At 68.2% G+C, this 19,434-nt stretch carries 16 protein-coding genes and 4 tRNA genes; 15 read left to right on the forward strand and 5 right to left on the reverse strand.

Features of this window, described 5'->3' with window-relative positions:
• Positions 1-50: 50 nt before the first annotated feature.
• Positions 51-1,058 carry a chemotaxis protein CheB gene (locus K7W41_RS08335; protein WP_224606813.1) on the forward strand — a complete coding sequence of 336 codons (1,008 nt, stop codon included), beginning with the start codon at positions 51-53 and terminating at the stop codon, positions 1,056-1,058.
• Here the strand turns inward: K7W41_RS08335 and K7W41_RS08340 are convergent.
• Positions 1,055-4,021, reverse strand: a complete 2,967-nt coding sequence (locus tag K7W41_RS08340) for a chemotaxis protein CheB (RefSeq protein ID WP_224606816.1) — start codon at positions 4,019-4,021, stop codon at positions 1,055-1,057. The two genes, K7W41_RS08335 and K7W41_RS08340, sit on opposite strands and share 4 nt — an antisense overlap.
• A gap of 221 nt (positions 4,022-4,242) precedes the next feature.
• Between K7W41_RS08340 and K7W41_RS08345 the strand changes: the two genes are divergently transcribed.
• The 4 genes from K7W41_RS08345 (at position 4,243) to K7W41_RS08360 (ending at position 8,763) form a co-directional block, all read left to right on the forward strand.
• A complete protein-coding gene (locus K7W41_RS08345; protein WP_224606818.1) occupies positions 4,243-5,577 on the forward strand; it encodes a sensor histidine kinase in 1,335 nt (444 codons plus the stop codon).
• Positions 5,567-6,598 carry a chemotaxis protein CheB gene (locus K7W41_RS08350; protein WP_224606820.1) on the forward strand — a complete coding sequence of 344 codons (1,032 nt, stop codon included), beginning with the start codon at positions 5,567-5,569 and terminating at the stop codon, positions 6,596-6,598. The genes K7W41_RS08345 and K7W41_RS08350 overlap by 11 nt, the downstream gene beginning before the upstream one ends.
• 40 nt (positions 6,599-6,638) lie before the next feature.
• Positions 6,639-7,283, forward strand: coding sequence for a futalosine hydrolase (mqnB, locus tag K7W41_RS08355; protein WP_224606822.1), 645 nt, complete (start codon positions 6,639-6,641; stop codon positions 7,281-7,283).
• 154 nt (positions 7,284-7,437) lie between these two features.
• Positions 7,438-8,763 carry a cytochrome P450 gene (locus K7W41_RS08360; protein WP_224606824.1) on the forward strand — a complete coding sequence of 442 codons (1,326 nt, stop codon included), beginning with the start codon at positions 7,438-7,440 and terminating at the stop codon, positions 8,761-8,763.
• A gap of 136 nt (positions 8,764-8,899) precedes the next feature.
• Here K7W41_RS08360 and K7W41_RS08365 read toward each other — a convergent pair whose 3' ends face one another.
• The gene (locus K7W41_RS08365; RefSeq protein ID WP_224606826.1) at positions 8,900-9,115 is read right to left on the reverse strand and encodes a hypothetical protein; all 216 of its coding nucleotides are present in this window, start codon (positions 9,113-9,115) and stop codon (positions 8,900-8,902) included.
• A gap of 336 nt (positions 9,116-9,451) precedes the next feature.
• Here K7W41_RS08365 and K7W41_RS08370 point away from each other — a divergent pair, with 336 nt between their 5' ends.
• The 5 genes from K7W41_RS08370 to K7W41_RS08390 all read left to right on the forward strand — a co-directional run bounded on the left by K7W41_RS08370 (position 9,452) and on the right by K7W41_RS08390 (position 12,827).
• Positions 9,452-10,423 (forward strand): ABC transporter substrate-binding protein, encoded by a 972-nt coding sequence (locus tag K7W41_RS08370; protein ID WP_224606828.1) that lies wholly within the window; start codon positions 9,452-9,454, stop codon positions 10,421-10,423.
• Positions 10,424-10,501: 78 nt separating this feature from the next.
• Positions 10,502-11,200 carry a hypothetical protein gene (locus K7W41_RS08375; protein WP_224606830.1) on the forward strand — a complete coding sequence of 233 codons (699 nt, stop codon included), beginning with the start codon at positions 10,502-10,504 and terminating at the stop codon, positions 11,198-11,200.
• A 214-nt stretch (positions 11,201-11,414) separates the two neighbouring features.
• The gene (locus K7W41_RS08380; RefSeq protein WP_224606833.1) at positions 11,415-11,819 is read left to right on the forward strand and encodes a putative dsRNA-binding protein; all 405 of its coding nucleotides are present in this window, start codon (positions 11,415-11,417) and stop codon (positions 11,817-11,819) included.
• On the forward strand, positions 11,816-12,481 hold the full coding sequence (locus K7W41_RS08385) for an HAD family hydrolase (RefSeq protein ID WP_380055793.1): 666 nt from the start codon (positions 11,816-11,818) through the stop codon (positions 12,479-12,481). The genes K7W41_RS08380 and K7W41_RS08385 overlap by 4 nt, the downstream gene beginning before the upstream one ends.
• Positions 12,482-12,485: 4 nt before the next feature.
• Entirely contained in the window at positions 12,486-12,827 is a 342-nt protein-coding gene (locus K7W41_RS08390; protein ID WP_224606835.1) for a YraN family protein, read from the forward strand.
• A gap of 139 nt (positions 12,828-12,966) precedes the next feature.
• On the opposite strand, the gene K7W41_RS08395 is transcribed toward K7W41_RS08390, so the two are convergent.
• Entirely contained in the window at positions 12,967-14,100 is a 1,134-nt protein-coding gene (locus K7W41_RS08395; protein ID WP_224606837.1) for a citrate/2-methylcitrate synthase, read from the reverse strand.
• A gap of 92 nt (positions 14,101-14,192) precedes the next feature.
• Here K7W41_RS08395 and tsaB point away from each other — a divergent pair, with 92 nt between their 5' ends.
• Positions 14,193-14,750 carry a tRNA (adenosine(37)-N6)-threonylcarbamoyltransferase complex dimerization subunit type 1 TsaB gene (tsaB, locus tag K7W41_RS08400; RefSeq protein WP_224606838.1) on the forward strand — a complete coding sequence of 186 codons (558 nt, stop codon included), beginning with the start codon at positions 14,193-14,195 and terminating at the stop codon, positions 14,748-14,750.
• A gap of 72 nt (positions 14,751-14,822) precedes the next feature.
• Here the strand turns inward: tsaB and K7W41_RS08405 are convergent, their stop codons facing one another.
• Positions 14,823-16,691, reverse strand: a complete 1,869-nt coding sequence (locus K7W41_RS08405) for an ABC transporter ATP-binding protein (RefSeq protein ID WP_224606840.1) — start codon at positions 16,689-16,691, stop codon at positions 14,823-14,825.
• Positions 16,688-18,595 carry an ABC transporter ATP-binding protein gene (locus K7W41_RS08410; protein ID WP_224606842.1) on the reverse strand — a complete coding sequence of 636 codons (1,908 nt, stop codon included), beginning with the start codon at positions 18,593-18,595 and terminating at the stop codon, positions 16,688-16,690. The genes K7W41_RS08405 and K7W41_RS08410 overlap by 4 nt, the downstream gene beginning before the upstream one ends.
• A 298-nt stretch (positions 18,596-18,893) precedes the next feature.
• Here K7W41_RS08410 and K7W41_RS08415 point away from each other — a divergent pair.
• From K7W41_RS08415 to K7W41_RS08430, 4 genes are all read left to right on the forward strand, one after another.
• Positions 18,894-18,969, forward strand: a tRNA-Thr gene (locus tag K7W41_RS08415).
• A gap of 63 nt (positions 18,970-19,032) precedes the next feature.
• Positions 19,033-19,118, forward strand: a tRNA-Tyr gene (locus K7W41_RS08420).
• A gap of 7 nt (positions 19,119-19,125) precedes the next feature.
• Positions 19,126-19,198: transfer RNA gene (locus tag K7W41_RS08425), tRNA-Gly, on the forward strand.
• An 8-nt stretch (positions 19,199-19,206) separates the two neighbouring features.
• Positions 19,207-19,281: transfer RNA gene (locus K7W41_RS08430), tRNA-Thr, on the forward strand.
• Positions 19,282-19,434 lie beyond the last annotated feature (153 nt).

Below are 19,434 nucleotides of genomic sequence, written 5' to 3' on the forward strand. Positions count from 1 at the left end.
CTTAAGGTCGCGCTGGCTGGGCGGCCCCGGCTGGGGCACAATAGGCGCCTATGACACCTCTGCCCGTCGTGGTGATTGGCGCGTCTGCTGGCGGCATAGAGGCCCTCATGCCGCTGGTGGCCGGCCTGGACCCGGCCCTGGGGGCGCCCGTGTGCGTGGCGCTGCACCTCTCGCCGCACGTTCCCAGCCTGCTGCCCGACATTCTGGGCCGGGCGGGCCCCCTGCCGGCCACCCAGGCCCAGGACGGCGAGCCGGCGCGCCCGGGGCACATCTACGTGGCCCCCCCCGACCACCACCTGCTGCTGGACGGCGAGCGGCTGGCGGTTACGCGCGGGCCCCGGGAAAACCGGTTTCGCCCGGCGGTGGACGCCCTGTTCCGCTCGGCGGCGCAGGCGCGCGGGCCCGGGGTGATCGGCGTGGTGCTGTCCGGCGCCATGGACGACGGCGCCTCGGGGCTGTGGACCATTCAGCGCCGGGGCGGCGTGGCCGTGGTGCAAGACCCGCAGGACGCCGCGTTTGACAGCATGCCGCGCTCGGCCCTGGCGCAGGTGACGGCCGACCATGTGGCGCCCGCCCACGCCCTGGGCCCGCTGCTGAGCGCACTGGTGGCGGCCCGGGGAGCGCCGCAGGAGGCACGCCGCATGACCGACGACGAACGCGCCCGCCTGGACCTGGAGGTGCGCCTGGCGCGCCAGGGTCCGGCCTCACCCACCGACGTCTCTGCCCTGGGGCCCTACTCACCCTTTACCTGCCCGGAGTGCCACGGCGCCATGGTGCAGATTGAAGAGGGCGGCGCCCTGCGCTTCCGCTGCCACACCGGCCACGCCTACAGCGCCCCGGTGCTGCTGGCCGAACTTTCACAGGCCATTGAGCAGAAGCTTTACGAAACCCGCCGGGTGATGGACGAGGGCATTTTGCTGCTGGGGCGCCTGGGCCAGCGGCTGCCCCCCGCCCAGGCCCAGGCCCTGCTGAGCCAGGCCCAGTCGGTGCAGGCGCGCGCCAATATCCTGACAGACCTCGCCATGAGCCACGCCCCCCTGGCCGGAGACGGGCCCTAGACCTCCTGCGGGGCGCCGTCGGCGTCGCCGGTCCACTCCGGCCCCTCGGCGGCGGCGCGGCGCATCAGCTCGGTCACGTCTTCGAGTTTCAGCACAATCATTGCGCTGGTGTCGTCCTCGCCCGGCACCGGGTCCACCTCAATCTTGAACTGGCGCGGGCCCAGCTGCGGCGCGTGCAGGTTCACCACGTGGTTGGTCACCGCCGCGCCGCCGCGCAGCACCGCGTGCAGCGGCTGCAGCAGGTCCGGGTCATCCAGCATGAAGTTGCCCAAGTGGTGCAGCCGCTCGCCGCACACCTGCGCCGGACTGGCGTGCAGCAGCGCGTAGAGCGCGCGGTTGGCCGTCACCACCCGCAGCCCGGCGTCCAGCACCAGCACCGGATCATGAATGCTGTCCAGCACCCGCGCGGCATACGCAGAGGTGTCACGCGCCTGCTGCTCCAGCGCCTTGATGCGGTCAATGTTGGTAAAGGCCACCACCACGCCGTCAATAAAGTTGTCGGAGGTGCGGTAGGGGCTGATGCGCATCAGGTACCAGTGGTCGTCGCGGGTGCGCACCTGGGTTTCAAAGACTTCCAGGGTATCGAGCACCCGCATGATGTCGCCCGTCAGGTGCTCGTAGTGCAGGTTCACGTTCAGGTCCGACAGGGGCCGGCCCAGGTCCACTGGCATCAGGTTGATCACCCGGGAAATGCGCGGGGTAAAGCGCTTGACCTTCAGCGCGTTGTCCAGAAACACCGTGGCAATGCCGGCGCTGTCCAGAATGTTTTTCAGGTCGTCATTGGCCTGCATGGACTCGAAAATCACCCGCTGATGCTCGGCGTTGATGGTCGTGAGTTCCTCGTTGAGGGACTGCAGCTCTTCTTTGGAAGTGGTGAGTTCCTCGTTGGTGCTCTGCAGCTCCTCATTGGTGGTCTGCAACTCCTCGTTGGTGCTTTTGAGTTCCTCCATGGACACCGCCATTTCCTCGACGGTGGACTGCAGGGTTTCTTTGTTGTATTGCAGTTCGCGCTGCAGGGTCAGAATCTGATCGGCGTGTTCGGCGGGAGGCGGCGCGGCGCGCCCGCCTGGGCGCTCCTGAAACTCAATGAGCAGCAGACGCTGCGCTCGGGCGGGCAGCAGGCGCACGGTCACGTCAATGTCGCAGGGGGTACCGTCAATTTCGCTGCGCACGCCCCGCACCACCTCGCGCTGCTCGGCCAGCACCTGGCGCACCAGGGCAGGCAGTTCGTAGCGCAGGCCGTCGCGCGCCATGTCGAACACGTTGGTCAGCACCGTGCCGGCGGGCAATTCCAGGTACCGGGCGGTGCTGCCGTGCACGTACTGGATGTCGCCGGCCTCGTTGACCACCACCGCCGGGGGCGCGTGGTGGGCCAGCAGCAGGCTCTGGGCCAGGTGCGCCACGCTGCCCGCCCGCCCGCCCGGCACCGCCCGGGGGTCAGGGAGGGGGTGGGGCGCGGGGGGCACGCTCAGGCGCGGACCCTGGCCCAGCATCAGGGGCAGGGCGGCGCCCTCGCCGCGCCCATACAGCTTCCAGCGCAGGTTCAGGGGCCGGAACAGGTCGCGGTCAGCGCCGGCCGTTTCACTGGCCCCCAGAAACAGCAGCCCCCCCGGGCGCAGCGCGTAATGAAAAATGGTCATGATCTGGCGCTGCAGCTCGGCTTTCAGGTAAATGAGCATGTTGCGGCAGCACAGCAGGTCCAGCCGGGTAAAGGGCGGATCGCCAAAGGTGTTGTGCAGCGCAAAAATCACCGATTCGCGGATTGCGGCGCGCACCTGATAGCCGCCGTCTTTCTCTTCGAATGCAAAGGCCAGCCGCTCGGGCGACACCACGTAGGCAATGTCGGCGGGGTACAGGCCGTAGCGCGCCTTCTCGATGGCCAGGGCGTCAATGTCGCTGGCGAACACCTGCACCTTGAAGGTGCGTTCGCTGCGCAGCTCGTCCATCAACTCGTGCAGCACGATGGCCACCGAGTAGGCTTCCTCACCTGTGGCGCAGCCCACCACCCACACCCGCACCATGTCCAGATCCTGCTTCTGGGTCAGGACGTAGGTGCGCAGGTGCTCCTTGAGGTCCCCAAAGGCTTCCGGATCACGAAAAAAGCTGGTGACGTTGATGGTGAAGTCCTGAAACAGGGCGTCGATTTCCTGCGGCACGTCCTGCAAAAAGCGCATGTACTGTCCAATGTTTTCCAGGCGGTGGTTGCGCATGCGCCGGTCAATACGCCGGATCAGGGTGCTGCGCTTGTAGTTGCTGAAATCGTGCCCGGTCTTGACCCGCACCAGCCGCAGGATTTTCTGCAGCGGCACCCCCGCTTGGCCGTCTTGCATCAGGTCTTCCACGCGCAGGGTCTGGCGCCGCGTCAGGCGTTGGTACAGGCTGGGGGCCAGGTCCTCGGCGGGCAGCACGTCGTCGGCCAGCTGGGTGCTGGCGGCGCTGGCCGGCATGGAGGGATATTCGGCCGTCTGGGGGTCTTGCACCAGCACCAGCCCGAAGTGCTCCTTGATGGCCTGAATCCCCAGGGTGCCGTCGGTGCCCATGCCCGAGAGCACCACCCCCACCGCCCGCTCCCCCTGGTCGGCGGCCAGGGCCTCGAAAAAGGTGTCAATCACCCGGCCCTGGGCGGCGGCCGGGTCTTCGAGCAGCAGCACCCCGTTCATGATGCTCAGGCTGTGGCCGGGGGGAATCACATAGACGGTGTTGGGCTTGGCGGCCATACCGTCTTCAATGGGCTGCACCGTCATGCCGGTGCAGCGCGCCAGAATATCGGGCATCAGGCCGCGGTGGCCAGGGTCCAGGTGCGGCACCACCACAAAGGCCATGCCGCTGTCGGCAGGCAGGCTCAAAAAAAAGCGCTCGTAGCCGTCCAGCGCCCCGGCCGAGCCGCCCACGCCCACAATAGCGCTGGGGCCGGGCTCGGGCGGCAGGGCGGGCTCGGCAGAGGCGTTGTGGGGTTCAGGCATAAGGGTGGACTACCACAGTTCCTGAGAGTGAAGTTAAAAAGTCGCCGAACTTTGCCTCATGAAAATGAAGGAGGAACCCCATGTGACTGGCGCATAGGCACGGTAAGGTTTCCTACAAACTCGGCTGGCGTTCAATTCCCTTTTTCCTGTCTGGAGGTGCCTTATGTGGATCTGTTGTGTTATGCCGCGGCGCGCCTCGCAGGCCTGCCACAGGAGGCGCCATGTCGGCCCATGACCTGTCTGCGCCTGAGCGCGGCGGGCTGCTGCGGGAGCAGACCGAGCAGCGGGCGAGCGCTCCGGTGGTGCCAGCGGCCCTCGCCCCTGCGCCAGACGATGACCATACGCAGCACGAACTGCTGGTGCACCAGATTGAACTGCGGCTGCAGAACGAGGAACTGAACCGCAAGAACCTGGAACTGGAACAGGCCCGCCAGGAATACGAACAGCTGTTTGACGGCGCGCCGGTGGGCTACGCCACCCTGGATGAGACCGGGCTGGTGCTGCGCGCCAACCTCACGCTGTGCCGCATGCTGGAGGTGGAGCGCGGGCAGCTGCTGCGCCGCCGCCTGAGCACCTACATGGACAGCACCGACAGCCGCACCTTCGCGCTGTTTCTGCGCCGCATGATGACCGACCCTGGCCGGCGCCGGGTGGACCTGTGGCTGCAGGGCGCTGGGGGGCAGCGCGTGGCGGCGCAGCTGGAGGCCGAAGCGGTACCGGGCGCGCCGGGCCAGGGCTGGCACTGCCGCCTGACCCTGACCGACGTCACGATGCAGCGCGCGGCCCAGGACGAGGTGCTGCGCCTGAACACTGCACTGGAAGCGCAGATTGAAGAGCGCACCCGGCACATCCGCGAACTGAACGACGAACTGGAGACCTTCCTGTACGCCGCCGCCCACGACCTCACCACGCCGCTGCGGCACATCCGCAGCTTCACGGCGCAGCTGAGCGCCCAGATGCCCGAACCCACCGACGAACACCTGCGCTGCGCGGCAAACGTGGAGCAGGCCACGCTGCACATGGAACACCAGCTGCGCGCGCTGCTCACCGTGTTTCGGCTGGGGCGCAGCCGCATGCGGTTCCAGCCTGTGGACCTGACGCGGGTGCTGCACGAGGTGCGCAAGGACCTGAAGCCCGAACTGCGGGGGCGCGAGGTGGCGCTGAGCACCGACGGCCTGCCGCGCGTGCTGGGCGACAGCCTCGCGCTGCAACTGGTCTTTACCCACCTGCTGGGCAACGCCCTGAAGTTCAGCCGCCCGCGCCCCCAGGCCCGCATTCAGGTGGGCGCCCAGGAATCCGAGCGCGAGTGGCTGCTGTACGTGCGCGACAACGGCGTGGGCTTCAATATGCGCCAGAAAGAGCGCCTGTTCGGGGTCTTTCAGCGCCTGCACCACAACACCGAATTCGAGGGGCTGGGGGTGGGGCTGGCGCTGGTGCGGCGCATTGTGAACCGGCACGGCGGGCGGGTATGGGCCGAGGGCAAGGTGGACCAGGGCGCCACCTTCTGGTTCAGCCTGCCCAAGGCGCCCCCGGCCGGCGCCGCTGATGCCCGGTAGCGGCCCGCCCCTGGTGGTGGTAGGGGGCTCGGCGGGGGCACTATCGGCGCTGCTGAACATGGTGCAGACCCTGCCGCCCGGCTTTGGGGCGGCCGTGCTGGTGGTGGTGCACACCCCGCCCGATCAGCCCAGCGTGCTGCCGGCCCTGCTGCAGCGTGCTGGCCGCCTGGGCGCCACCCACGCCGAGCACGGCGAGGCCCTGCGCGCCGGCCACATTTTTGTGGCGCCGCCTGACCACCACCTGCTGGTGCAGGGCGGCCACCTGCAGCTGTCGCGCGGACCGCGCGAGAACCACGCGCGCCCCAGCATTGACGTGCTGTTCCGCTCGGCGGCATTTGCCCAGGGCCCACGGGTGGCCGGCGTGGTCCTATCCGGCCTGCGTGACGACGGCACCTCGGGGCTGTGGGCCATCCGTGAGGCCGGGGGGCTGGCCCTGGCACAGCACCCAGCCGACGCCGAGTACCCCGAAATGCCCCTGAGCGCCATCCGGCAGGTGGAGGTCCACGACGTGCTGTCCTCGCGTGAGCTGGGCCCGGCGCTGGTGGCCTGGACAGCGCAGGTGGCCGCCGGTCCGCCGACCGCTCCTCCTGGCGGCCCACCGTGGCCCCGGCTGGGCCAGGAGGTGCGCGTGGCACTGGGCGAGGGCGGCGCCGCCCTGAACGTCTTCGCCCAGCAGCCGCTCACCGCCGTGACCTGCCCGGAATGTCAGGGGGTCATGGCCCGCATTGAGGAAGGGCCGCTGACGCGCTTTCGCTGCCACACCGGCCACGCCTACACCGCCAGCGCCCTGCAGGCCGAGGTCCAGCGGGTGGTGGACCACACCCTGGCGGCGGCCCAGCGCGCCCTGAACGAACAGGCCATGCTGCTGCAGGGGCTGGCCCAGGCCGCCGCGCAGGCCGGGCAACCCCAGGAGGCCGCGCGCCTGCGCGGGGGAGAACAGACCGCTCTGGCGCGCGCCGAGGTGCTGCGGCGCTTTGTACAGGAGGGGCCGGTGACCAAGCTAGCCCCTGGCGCCCCGTGACCTAGGGCCCAGAGGCCAGCGCCGCGGTAGCCTGCGCCCCATGCATGCCCTGATCGTGGTGGCCACGCTCCCCGAAGCCGAACGCCTGCAGGACCTGCCGGGCGCCCGCGTGGTGGTCAGCGGCGTGGGGCCGGTGGCGGCGGCGCTGGCGACGGCGCAGGCCCTGGCGCAGGCCCCGGCCGAGCTGGTGATCAGTGCGGGCATCGGCGGGGCCTACCCCGGCGCTGGGCTGGCCCCCGGCGAGCTGGCAGTGTCCAGCGTGATCGTGCAGGCCGATCTGGGCGCCTGGGACGGCCCGGCGTTTCTGCCTCTGGACACCCTGGGCCTCTCGGTGCGGCCCGGGGTGCCGCAGGGCGCGCAGTTTGCGGTGTGGAACAGGGCGGCCCAGGTGGCGCAGGCAGCGGGCGCCGGTTTTGGTCCCGCGCTGACCCTGTGCAGTGTGACCGGCTCGGCCCAGGGCGCGCAGGCCCTGGCAGAGCGTTTTCCCGGCGCGCTGTGCGAAGGCATGGAAGGCGCGGGGGTGGCCCACGCGGCGCTGCTGGCTGGGGTGCCCGCCCTAGAGGTGCGGGGCATCAGCAACCCGGTGGGGCCCCGGGACCGCACGGCGTGGCAGGTGGGGCCCGCCCTGGCTGCCACCCGGCGGGGCGTTCAGGCCGCGCTGGCGGTGCTGGCCGGGCCAGGGTAAGGGCCGAAAGGGGCCGCGCGGGGCACGCCGCGCGGCTGACCCACCTCTAGGTTAAGAACCGCTCTGGATGACGCCCAGGGTGTACCGTGGTAACGCACTCTCTCCTCTGCCGCGTTCCGTTTCCCCTTTTGCCCTGGTTTCAGGAGGCCCCGCCATGACCACTGCCGCTTCGCCCGCCCCCACCTCCGCCATGCCGCTGGCCCCGGGGTTGCCCCTGGTCGGCAGCCTGCTGCCCATGATCCGCGACAGCGAGGGCTTTCTGGCCGCCCAGGCCGCGCGGCTGGGGCCCTGTTTCCGGGTGAAGGTGCTGAACCAGTCGCTGGTGGTGCTGGCCGGGCCCACGGCCGCACAGGTGATGGCTGAGAACAGCGGCGAGGTCACCGCGTGGCGCGTGTGGGAAGGGATTATCAAGGAGTTCGGTGGCCGGCAGGTGCTGACGATGCTGGAGGGCCCGGACCATCTGGCCTACCGGGCCGCCGCCCGCGCCGGGTTTGCCAAGAGCCGCGTGCTAGAAGGCCTGCCCCAGGTGGCCGCCCTGACGCGGGGGGCCCTGGACCGCACCGCCCCCGGCGAGGTGCTGAAGGTGGTGCCCTTTGCGCAGCGGCTGGTGGCCGACTGCATTGGCACCCTGACGCTGGGGCGCCTGCCAGGGCCACATCTGGCCGAGTTCATCACCTACTGGCACACGCAGCTGGCGGTGCATCTGGTGGGTTCGGCCCGCCCGGCGGCGCTGCGCAAGGCCGCGTACCTGCGCGCCAAGGCCAGTGCGCGCGCCTTTGCCCACGAGGTGCTGGCCCAGGACCCCGGCGAACACGCTTCAAGCTATGTCAGCGACCTGCGCCGCCTGCGCGAGACCCGCCCGGACCTGATGGACGACGAGGAACTGCTGTTCATGATGCTGATTCCCTACGTGGCCGGGCTGGACACGGTGGTGAACGTGCTGTCGCTGACCCTGTACGAGCTCTACCGCCGGCCCAAGGTGCTGGCCCGGGTGCAGGCCGAGGCGCGCCCCGTGGTTGAAGCGGGTCTGCCCGCCGAACGGCTGCGCGACCTGAAGGTGCTGCACGCCGCCGTGCTGGAGGTGCTGCGCCTCTACCCAGTGGCCAACACGCTGCCCCGCTACGCCACGCGCGATTTCACGGTGCAGGGCTTCCCCGTGCGCCAGGGCGAGCGGCTCCTGATGGCGCTCTTCACCTCGCAGCGCGACCCGGCCCTCTTCAAGGATCCCGATACCTTTGACCTGGACCGCTTTCTCCCCCCGCGCAACGAGCACAAGCAGAAGGGTGCCTTTCAGCCCTACGGCGCGGGCGCCCACACCTGCCTGGGCGCGGGCATGGCCGAGGCGCTGCTGGCCTCGGTGCTGGCGGTCACGGTCACGCACGGCCGTTTCAGCCTGTTTCCGCAGGGCTTCCGCATGAAGCCGTTTCACTCGGCCAACCTCTCCCCCGACCCCCGCCTGAGCCTGCGCCGCGAAGCCTAGGCAAACGACTGGAGGGGCTGCCGTCCCAGGGAAGCTCGGCGGCCCCGGTGCTGGGTGGGCTAGCGGTGCAGGGGGGGCCAGTCGCCGTCCTCCATGCTGAGGTTCACGGTGGAGCGCCCCGGCCCCACCCGGAAGGTTATGGTGGGGGTTCATCGTCGGCGGCGTAGTCCCAGGCCACGCGGTTGCCGCGTTCATCGCGCACCTCCAAGTCAATGTCGAGGCAGTCGTCGTCGCAGATGGCCTTGACCTTGTCCTCGCCCCCCAGCAGGTTCATGGTTACGCGGGCCGTCTGGCCACCCTGCAGGTCGTACACCTTGGGCGCGAACAGTTCCCGGTCGTCGCCGTTGGTCATGCCCACCTGCAGGGCACTGGCGGAGGTGCCCTACAGCCCAGAGGGGACCATGTCGGCGTGGATCGGCGGGCCCAGCACCTGGATAAAAGCCTTGCGGTTCATGGTCTCTTCCTTGCCAGGGCGCTCTCTCCAGAGCAGGGCGAGAACAGGACAGGGCCACCGTGACCCTTTGCCCCTGTTGTCGTCTGGCACGCAGCGTAGACGCCCCCCCCGTGACGGCCCCGTGACCCAGGCGTGACCGCTGGCGGCTGGCCCACACACCTCCCAGGGCGCCCCTGTACCCCTTCTGTTCTTCAGTTGACAAAATGACTCAACTTCTCTGCTATGCTTTGTTTTATGAAGCGAGTTGTGCTCTCTCTCCTCACCCTTTCCTTGCTGGCCAGCGCCAGCGCCCAGCAGGCGCGCGAACTGCGCCTGGGGGTGTTTCCCAACGTGACCCACGCCGCCGGGCTGGTGGGCATTCAGCGCGGCCTGTTTCAGAAGGAACTGGGCAACGTCAAGCTGGTGGTCAAGGAATTTGCCAACGGCTCCCAGATCAACGAGGCCTTTGCGGCGGGCGCCATTGACGCCGCCTATGTGGGCCCGGGGCCGGCCATGAACGCCTTTATGCGCGGCGTGCCCATTCAGGTGTACGCGGGCGCTGCCAACGCGGGCGCGGTGCTGGTGGCCCGCAAGGACAGCGGGGTGCGCAACGTGAAGGGCCTGAGCGGCAAGAAGGTGGCGGTGCCTACGCGCGGCTCCACGCAGGACATCAGCTTGCGCCACCTGCTGCACGAGAACGGCCTCAAGGCCACCGATGAAGGCGGCACGGTGACTGTGGTGCCCATTGACCCGGCCAACATGCCCGCCGCCTTTGCCAGCAAGCAGGTGGACGCCGCGCTGGTGCAGGAACCCTGGGGCGCCATCATGGAAACGCAGGGCGCCCGCCTGATCGCCAACGAAAAGGCGATCTGGGAGGGCGGGAATTACACCACCACCGTGCTGGTGGTGAACACCAAGTACGCCGCCGCCAACCCGGCCGTCGTCTCAGACCTGCTGCAGGGGCACCTGAACGCCATCAAGTTCATCAACAGCAGCAACGCAGGCGCCCAGAAGGCCATTGCGGACCAGATTTATGCCTTTACCGGCAAACGCCCCAACGCGGCCGAACTGTTCAAGGCCCTGGCGCGCACCCGGGTGACCTGGGACATCAACCTGAAGACCCTGGCCGAGTACGCCGTGCTGAACAAGGAAGCCGGCTTTGCGCGCGACGTGCCGGACCTGAACAAGTTCGTGAACCTCAGCGTGATCCGCGCTCTGGCGAAGTAAAGGGCAACGGGGAGCGGGACGCGGTGCAAAGGGGCCGCGTCCCGCTTCCTGTGGTCTGGCGCCCGGTACACTACCGGGATGACAGGGCCTAGAAAAGGATCACGGGGACGCGGCCCGAAGAAGAACACCGCGCAGGGCCGGGGCGGCGTCACGCGCGACGCCAGCCGCCCGGTGCGTGACCGCAGCAGCGCCGGGGGCAGCGAGGACCGCGCTCCCCGCAAGGTGACAGACCGGCCACAAGGTCAGGGCGGCCCCGCCCGCCCGGGCGGCGAGGGCGGCGCGCGCACACCCAGCCGCAGCGGCGGGGGCAGCGGGCAGGGCAGCCGTGGCGCAGGACGCGGGGGGCTGGCGCGCGGCGGCGCCCGGCCCGCCAGCAAAAAGCCGCTGCCGGAACTCAAGCGGGTGCAGCTGGACGCCCCCGCCCCCGACACCGTGTTCGTGGACCGCGACGGCGAAAAGCTGACCTTTCCAGACAGCAACCTCAAGCGCGTGGCGGCGCAGATTCTGAGTGCCAAGCGCAAGGCGTGGCGCTACCGGCCCTTTTCCTTTCCGCTGTTTACCGACAAGGGCAATGAGCAGACCTTTCACTTTGACTTCTATGTGTACGACGCCGAAGACAGCGTGATTCGCCTGATTCTGGTGGTGCCCTTCGAGTCGCGCGAGGTCTGGGACCGCGTGGGCCGCTTCAAGCGGCAGTACCCCATGTATCCCTATGAACTGTGGACCCCGGAGAAGCTGCACCACTTGGGCGGGCCCCGCGGCCGTCTGGATTTTTAAGGCCAGGAGACGAGCCAGAGGACCGGGGACGCGCGCCCTGGTCCTCTTTGTCTTGGGAGGCAAAGGCGCGAGGGGTTGAGGGCTACCAGAGCCCTCGGCCCGTCCTGCACCGTGCCCTCGGCCCGCGCCACCACCCGCTGTCCACACTTCCCCCTCTCCCCTCCTCATCTGGCTCTCCCGCTCCTGCCGGGCGCGGACCGCTAGGCTGGGGCGCATGAACGTCAATGCCAAAGGGGACCTGATCGCCCGCGCCATCGCCCTGGGGCTGGGCACCCCCAGCTTCGAGGTCACCACGCAGGGCCCGCCCCACGAGCCCACCTTCCGCGTGACCGTGCGCGTGGGCGGCGAGGTGCTGGGTCCAGGCGGCGAGGGCCGCAGCAAGAAAGATGCCGAGCGCACGGCCGCCGAGGCCGCCCTGCAGGCCCTGGACGGCGGCACACCAGCAACAGAAGGCCGCTGGCCCATCTACAGCGCCGTGCTGGCCGAGGCGCTGGAGGTGGCGGCCGACTTCGCCCCCGACGACACCTCGCTGGACGAGGTGCGGGTGCGCGCCGCGCAGCTGTACCGCGACCTGCTGCGCGAGCTGGGCCACGGCCCCGAAGGAGACGACGAGGCGTGAGCGGCTGGCCCTGGCGCCCGGCAGGCGTGCTGTTCGACATGGACGGGGTGCTGACCCTGAACAACCACTTTCACCGGCAGGCGTGGCAGGAAGTGGCGCGTGAGGTGCTGGGCCTGCACCTGACCGAGCACGACCTGGACACCAAGGTGGACGGTGGCCGCAACCCCGAAATCATTGAGCGCCTGATCGGCACGGTGCCGGACGAAGCCCTGAGCCGCCGCGTGCACGACACCAAGGAAGGCCGTTACCGCGCCCTGGCCGCCGGGGCGCTGCGTGAGGTGCAGGGGCTGGGCGCCTACCTGGACGCGCTGGAAGCCCGCCGCATCCCCTTCGCCCTGGTCACCAGCGCCGACGCGGTGAACGTGGCCTTTGGCATGGAGGCGCTGGGCCTGGGCCACCGTTTTGCCGTGCGGGTGCTGGGCGAGGATGTGACGCGCGGCAAGCCCCACCCAGAGCCGTTTCTGCTGGGCGCCGCGCGCCTGGGCCTGGACCCCACACAGTGCCTGGCCCACGAGGACGCCGTGAATGGCGTGCGCAGCGCGGCCGGGGCTGGTTGCCGCGTGGTGGCGCTCACCACCACCGCGCCTGCCGAAGCCCTGCGCGCAGCGGGCGCCGCCCTGACCGTCCCCGACTTCACCGGCTGGGCCGCGTGGCTGGCCTGACCCCATGAAAGGCGCCGAGGCCGAAGCCCGCGCGGCGGCCCACCTGCAGGCCCTGGGCCGCACCGTGCTGGCCCAGAACTACCGCATCAGGGGCGGCGAGATTGATCTGGTCACCCGCGAGCCGGGCGGTACCCTGGTCTTCACCGAGGTCCGCCACCGCGCCGCCCCCGACCACGGCAGCGCCGCCGAAAGCGTGACCCCCCGCAAGCTGGCCCTGATGCACCGCGCCGCCCTGAGTTACCTGCTGCGCGAGTGTGGCCGCGACGATCTTCCCTGCCGGCTGGAGGTCCTCACGATTGACGGGCCGGTAGAGGGCGGGGTGGTGGGGATCTGGCCGGTGGAGTGAGGACGGTGATGGTTGAGGGTTGAAGGAAGATGGAAAAACACAGCGTCATGCCGCAGCGCCCCTCTCCCCCAACCACAAACAGAAAAGCGGCCCGGTACTCCCAGGCCGCCTTCCTCCATCAACCATCAACGTTCAACCCTTAACCTCTGTCCTGCAGTTTCACGTACTTCGCGTCCCGCTCGCCGGTGTACACGGCGTCGGGGCGCAGCAGGCGGTTGTCGCGGGTGTACTCGATCACGCTGGCGCACCAGCCGCTGATCCGGGCCAGGGCGAAGATGGGCGTGAAGAACTCCTTTTTAATCCCCAGGTCGCTGTAGACCGTGCCGCTGTAAAAGTCCACGTTGGGGTAGATGCCCTTGGCGCCAATGCGGTCCACGACGACCTTTTCAATGGTTTCCAGAATCTGGTAGTAGTTGCTCTTGCCTTCCTTGTTCGCCACATGCTCGGCGTAGTCGCGCAGCACGCGCGAGCGGGGGTCAAAGTACTTGTACACGCGGTGCCCCACGCCCATGATTTTCTCTTTGTTGTCCAGCTTTTTGGTGATGTACGCCTCGGCCTTGTCGGGCGTGCCCACCTCGTCGAGCATGTCCATCACGGCCTCGTTGGCGCCGCCATGCAGCGGGCCCTTGAGCGCGCCAATGGCGCTGGTGATGCACGAGTACATGTCCGACAGCGTGGAGGCCGTGGCAATCGCCGTGAAGGTGCTGGCGTTCATGCCGTGGTCCACATGGAGTACCAGGGCAATGTCGAACAGCCGGGCCTGCTCGGCAGTGGGCTCCTTGCCGCTCAGCATGTACAGGTAGTTGCCCGCGTGGGTCAGGTCCATGCGCGGCGCCACGATGGCCTGGCCGTCCTGCGCGCGGTTGATCGCGGCGATGATGGTGGCGAACTGCGCGATCATGCGCGTGGCGATGGCGCGGCGGCCTTCGGGGCTGGTGTCTTCGGCCTGGGGGTCCAGCAGGCCCAGGTACGACACGGCGGTGCGCAGCGCCTGCATGGGGTGAATGCCTTTCGGCATCGCCTGAATCACGCTGATCAGGGCTTCGGGAATGGCGCGGTTGGCCTTCAGCTCGGCGTCAAAGGCCGCCAGTTCGGCCGCCGTGGGCAGGTGGCCGTTCAGCAGCGCCAGCGACAGTTCTTCAAAGGTGCTGTTCTCGGCCCACTCCTGAATGGGAATGCCCAGGTGGGTCAGAATCCCTTCGGTGCCGTTGATGAACGTGAGTTTGCTTTCCGTAAAGAGGACGCCCTCAAGCCCTTTGGCGATATTCGTCATGATGCTGCGAGCATAGCACCGCGCCGCTTTCCCGCCGCCCCCGCCTCACGTTCCCGCAGGGGTGACAGAGCCCGCCGGTACAATGCCGGGCGATGACGGCTTCCCCCTCCTCTGTCACCCTGGCCCTGGACACGGCCACCCCCTGGCTGACCCTGGCCCTGGTGTGGCCCGGCGGTGAGCTGAGTGTGTCACGCGAGGTGGGCCGCGCCCACGCCGAACTGCTGCCCCAGGCCGCCCGCACCCTGTTTGACGATGTGGGCCTGCCCTTCCGCGCCGACCTGATCGTGATTGGCACCGGCCCCGGTTCCTATACCGGCGTGCGGGTGGGCGCCAGCTACGCCCTGGGCCTGGGCCGGGTGTGGAGCGCACCCGTGCTGGGCGTCAGCACCTTAGAAGCCCTGGTGCGCGGCGAGGGCAAGCAGGGCGTGTCCCTGGACGCCCGCAAGGGCAACGTGTACGGCGCCGTGTACGAGGTCCAGAGCGGCGTGGTACACACCCGCCTGCACGACCCCGCCCGCCTCCCCCTGCCCGACTTCCAGGCCATCTTAGGCGACACCCCCCACCACCACGACGGGGCCCCGGACGGCCTGGCCCTGCTGCGCGCCGGCGTGGCCCACGGGCAGCGGGAGTGGGCGCTGGCGTATTTGTAAGGGGATGTAGGACGTGGGCTGTAGGTTGTAGGGGTTTTCCCACAACCTACAGCCCACGTCCCACAACCTCACTCAGTCCGCCGCGTCCCCCTGCGCGTACTGCAGGCGGTGCAGCCGGGCGTAGTACCCGCCCTTGTCCAGCAGCTGGCGGTGGCTGCCCTGCTCCACAATGCGGCCCTTGCGCATCACCACAATGCGGTCGCAGTGCTCAATGGTGCTGAGGCGGTGGGCAATGATGATGCTGGTGCGCCCGCGCATTACCTTTTCCAGCGCGGCCTGAATGCGCAGTTCGGTTTCGGTGTCCACGTTGGCGGTGGCTTCGTCCAGCACCAGCAGAATGTCCGGGTTCTGGATCAGGGCGCGGGCAAAAGCCAGCAGTTGCTTCTGCCCGGTGCTCAGGGTGGCGCCGCGCTCGCGCACCTCGGTCTGGTAGCCGTGTTCCAGGCCCAGGATGTAGTCGTGTACGCCCACGTAGCGGCAGGCTTCCACCACGCGCTCATGGGGAATCTCGGGGTTATTCAGGGTCAGGTTGCTTTCAATGGTGCCGGCGAACAGAAACACGTCCTGCAGCACCACGCCCACATGCTTGCGCAGGTCGTGCTGGGCCAGGTCGCGCACGTCCACGCCGTCCACCTTCACGGCGCCGCGCTGCACGTCGTAAAAGCGGCTGACCAGGGCGGTCACGCTGGTCTTGCCCGCCCCGGTGGCGCCCACCAGGGCCACGCTCTCGCCGGGGGCAATGCTCAGGTCAATGCCGCGCAGAATCCAGCGGTCATCGGTGTCGGGGGTCTCGGCGGTCACGCTCTGGTCGTAGGCGAACCACACGCGCTCAAAGTCCACCCGGCCTTCAAAGTGGGGCAGAGTCTTCGCGCCGGGCTTGTCCTGAATGGCCTCTTCGGTGTCCAGCACGCCGAAAATGCGCTCGCTGCTGGCCATCGCCGCCTGCAGGTTGTTGAACACGTCGGCCAAATCCTGAATGGGCTGGAACAGCTGCTGCGACAGCTGCACAAAGGCAAACAGCGTGCCCACGGTGATGGCCCCGGCCACCGCCCCGCTGGCATCGGCGCCCAGAATCTGGCGGGCGGCAAAGTACAGAATGAGGGCCACCGCCACCTGCCCCAGCACCGCCACCACCGGCATGAACAGCGAAAACCACTTCACCGAGTTCTCGTTGGCGCTCAGCAGGGCGCGGTTACTCAGGTTGAAGTCCAGGGCGCTGCGCTTCTGGCGCCCGAACAGCTGCACCGTCAGCATCCCGGTGATGTTCTCGTTCAGCTTGCTGTTCACAATCGCCTGCTGGGTGCGGGTTTCGCGGAAGGCGTCGCGCAGCTTGGCGCGGAAATAGTTGGTCGCCAGGAACAGCACCGGCAGCACTGAAAAGGAGATCAGTGCCAGGCGCCAGTTCACGCTCAGCATGATCACCACGTACACCACGATGATGAAGCTCGACTGGATCAGGCTCACCAACCCGCCCGTGATGAACTGGTTGATGGCGTCCACGTCGCTGGTCACGCGGGTGATCAGGCGGCCCACCGGGTTCTGGTCAAAGTACGCCAGATGCAGGCGCTGCAGCTTGCTGAACACGTTGGCACGGATGTCGCGCAGCACATTCTGGCCCAGGTAGCCAATCGCCAGGGTAAAGCCGTACTGCAGGGCGAACTCCACCACCTTCAGCCCCATGTAGGCCAGGGCAGTCCAGGTCAGGCCGTCCAGCAGCGCCTGGCGGCTCACGGCGCGCCCCTGCGCCAGCGGCGAGAGGTAGGCGTCAATGGCGTGGCGCTGAATCAGGGCAAACAGCGGCGAGGCCAGCGAGATCAGCAGCGCCAGCACCACCCCGCCGATCACCAGCCCCAGGTAGGGGCGCACGTAGCGCAGGATGCGGCGGGTCAGCTGAACGTCAAAGCCCTTCTGAAAGGCGTCGGCGGCGTCGGGGCGGGTCATGGGGTCACCTTCTGTTCCAGCAGGTTGGCGGCCGACTCGGGGTCCGCCACCGCGTCGTCTTCGGCATCCAGGTCACTGGCCAGGCGCTGCAGGCGCTCCAGTTGCGCGTAATGCCCGTTCCGGGCAATCAGTTCGTCATGGCTGCCCTGCTCGGCCACCCGCCCGCCATCAAGCACCACGATCTGGTCGGCGTGGCGCAGGGTAGAGACGCGGTGGGCCATCAGAATCACGGTGCGGCCCTGGCTCACTTCGCGCAGGCCATCCAGAATGCGGCGCTCGGTTTCGGTGTCCACGGCGCTCAGGGAGTCGTCCAGAATCAGGATGCGCGGCTCGCGCACAATCGCGCGGGCAATCGCGGTGCGCTGGCGCTGGCCCCCCGAAAGGGTCACGCCTCGCTCCCCCAGCATGGTGTCAAAGCCGGCCGGGAAGTCCTCAACATCGTCCAGCAGGCCGGCCAGCCGCGCGGCCTCGCGCACCTTGGCAGGGTCCGGCGTCTGCGGAATATCGGCGGGCGGCGGCGCCCCCACCACACTCACGCCGGTGGGCACCTCGGGCAGGTCACGCGCCTCTATACCAAAGCCGATGTTGTTGGCAATGGTGTCGCTGAACAGGAAAGGTTCCTGCGGCACCACGCTGATCGCGTCGCGCAGCGTGGACAGCGGAATGGCGCGCAGGTCGTGCCCGTCAATGCGGATGCTGCCGCTCGTGGGGTCCATGGCGCGGGTCAGCAGCTGGCCCAGCACCGTCTTGCCGCTGCCCGTGGGCCCGGTAATCCCCAGGAAGGTGCCAGCCGGAATCTGCAGGTTCACGCCCTCCAGCACGCTGGTCTGGCCGTAGCGCAGCGTCACGTTCTGGAAGTCAATGTCCCCACGCAGCTGGCGCAGCCGCGCCTCCGTGCGTCCGGTTTCGTCGCGCACCAGCGGCTGGGCGTCGAAGATCTCTTTCAGGCGCACCCACGAGGCCAGCCCGCGCTGAATAATCCCGGTGATCCAGCCGATCATCAGCATGGGCCACGTCAGGCGCTCCAGGGTGCCCACAAACTGCACGAACATCCCCACCGTGAAGGTGCTGCCGGGCTCCAGAATCAGGCGCCCCCCCACCAGCAGAATCAGGCCAAAGGCCAGCCCCAGCAGCAGGCTCATGAACGAGCGCAGCGGCCCGTCCACCTTGGTCAGGGCGATGTTGCGCCGCAGCAGTTCGAGGTTCATGGCGCGGTAATCCTCGATCTCGCGTTCCTCAATGGCGTAGCCCTTGACCACGCGCGCCCCGCTGAAGTTCTCCTGCGCGCGGGCCGAGATCAGCGAGTTCTGCTCCTGGGCCAGGCGGTGGCGCTTGTTGATCTGCCGCGCCAGATAGGTCAGCACGCCCACGATCACGGGCACAATCGCCACCACAATCAGGGTCAGCTGCCAGCTCAGGCTGAACATCACCGCAAAGGCCGTGGCAAAGCCGGACACGATGTTCACGATCTGCCAGGCGCCAAAGCCCAGCATTTCGCGCACGGCGCTCAGGTCACCCGTCAGGCGGTTCATCAGGTCGCCGGTGCGGGCGCGGTCGTAATACGGCTTGTCCAGCGTCTGCAGGTGGGCAAACAGGTCGCGCCGGATCTCGTACTCGCTCTGGCGCGAGGCAATCACGATCTGCCGGCGCATCACCAGCATGAAAAAGCCGGCCGTCAGCGCCGCCGCCACAATCCCCAGCGCGTACAGCGCGGCGGTGCCCAGCGTGATGCCGGGCGTGGCTGGGTTGGCGTCCACCTGCCCGGTCAGACCGTCAATGGTCAGGCGAATGAGGTAAAACGGCAGCAGGTTGACCGACGTGGCGATCACCACGGCGATCAGGCCGATGGCGTACTGGCGCGTGTGCAGGCGCAGGTACGGCCACAGCGAGCGAAAACTATCCAAGGGGTGCCTCCCGGGGGCGGGCAAGAGGGCGGGGGCCAAAAAGGGGCGGTTTCAAGGGAGACTTCTCCCGTGCGCGCGTCAGAATACGCCCGCAGCCCGTCAGCGAAATGCGCCACATGGCGCATACGACCCCAACGCTCAGGAAAGGCTCAAGGGTGGGCCCCGCCCCTGGCCCTGGCGCGGCGCGATTGACACCCCCCGGGGGCGGTGCTACTATTCCCAGCCGGAAGTGATCGCGCCTCAGCGACACACTTCCGCACTCGGAGGCCGGCCTTCCCCAGCTTCTTTCAGGAACGGTGCCACCCTAGCTCAACTGGTAGAGCACCCGACTTGTAATCGGAAGGTTGGGAGTTCGATTCTCCTGGGTGGCTCCACACGACCTCTTCTCACCACACAGAAGGCGGCTCGTGGCCCGAAGGGGCGAGACAGTAGAATACGGGTAGGTGGCCGAGTGGTTAAAGGCGACAGACTGTAAATCTGTTCACGTAAGTGTACGGCGGTTCGAATCCGCCCCTGCCCACCACGATCACGCGGGAATAGCTCAGTTGGTAGAGCGTCAGCTTCCCAAGCTGAATGTCGCGAGTTCGAGTCTCGTTTCCCGCTTTTTCTAAGCTTCTGTAGCTCAGTGGTAGAGCACTCCCTTGGTAAGGGAGAGGTCGTCGGTTCAATCCCGACCAGAAGCTCCAACAGCCGGAGTAGCGCGTCCCCCTTGTGTGGGCCGCGCTGCTTCTCTTTCTCGCCCGCCGCCCACACGGCACTTTGCGTTTGCGCGGCGGCCCTGTACACTGTCAAGGCTTGCCTGCTTCCCTTGCGGGCAGTTCCAGACCAGGAGGACACAG

Origin of the sequence: Deinococcus multiflagellatus (assembly GCF_020166415.1) — a bacterium.
GTDB lineage: Bacteria > Deinococcota > Deinococci > Deinococcales > Deinococcaceae > Deinococcus > Deinococcus multiflagellatus.

What these genes read in the sequence shown, in the direction of transcription:
- K7W41_RS08335 (WP_224606813.1), top strand. Translation starts at nt 51, where the DNA reads ATGACACCTCTGCCCGTCGTGGTGATTGGCGCGTCTGCTGGCGGCATA.
- K7W41_RS08340 (WP_224606816.1), bottom strand. Translation starts at nt 4,021, where the DNA reads ATGCCTGAACCCCACAACGCCTCTGCCGAGCCCGCCCTGCCGCCCGAG.
- K7W41_RS08345 (WP_224606818.1), top strand. Translation starts at nt 4,243, where the DNA reads ATGTCGGCCCATGACCTGTCTGCGCCTGAGCGCGGCGGGCTGCTGCGG.
- K7W41_RS08350 (WP_224606820.1), top strand. Translation starts at nt 5,567, where the DNA reads ATGCCCGGTAGCGGCCCGCCCCTGGTGGTGGTAGGGGGCTCGGCGGGG.
- mqnB (WP_224606822.1), top strand. Translation starts at nt 6,639, where the DNA reads ATGCATGCCCTGATCGTGGTGGCCACGCTCCCCGAAGCCGAACGCCTG.
- K7W41_RS08360 (WP_224606824.1), top strand. Translation starts at nt 7,438, where the DNA reads ATGACCACTGCCGCTTCGCCCGCCCCCACCTCCGCCATGCCGCTGGCC.
- K7W41_RS08365 (WP_224606826.1), bottom strand. Translation starts at nt 9,115, where the DNA reads ATGACCAACGGCGACGACCGGGAACTGTTCGCGCCCAAGGTGTACGAC.
- K7W41_RS08370 (WP_224606828.1), top strand. Translation starts at nt 9,452, where the DNA reads ATGAAGCGAGTTGTGCTCTCTCTCCTCACCCTTTCCTTGCTGGCCAGC.
- K7W41_RS08375 (WP_224606830.1), top strand. Translation starts at nt 10,502, where the DNA reads ATGACAGGGCCTAGAAAAGGATCACGGGGACGCGGCCCGAAGAAGAAC.
- K7W41_RS08380 (WP_224606833.1), top strand. Translation starts at nt 11,415, where the DNA reads ATGAACGTCAATGCCAAAGGGGACCTGATCGCCCGCGCCATCGCCCTG.
- K7W41_RS08390 (WP_224606835.1), top strand. Translation starts at nt 12,486, where the DNA reads ATGAAAGGCGCCGAGGCCGAAGCCCGCGCGGCGGCCCACCTGCAGGCC.
- K7W41_RS08395 (WP_224606837.1), bottom strand. Translation starts at nt 14,100, where the DNA reads ATGACGAATATCGCCAAAGGGCTTGAGGGCGTCCTCTTTACGGAAAGC.
- tsaB (WP_224606838.1), top strand. Translation starts at nt 14,193, where the DNA reads ATGACGGCTTCCCCCTCCTCTGTCACCCTGGCCCTGGACACGGCCACC.
- K7W41_RS08405 (WP_224606840.1), bottom strand. Translation starts at nt 16,691, where the DNA reads ATGACCCGCCCCGACGCCGCCGACGCCTTTCAGAAGGGCTTTGACGTT.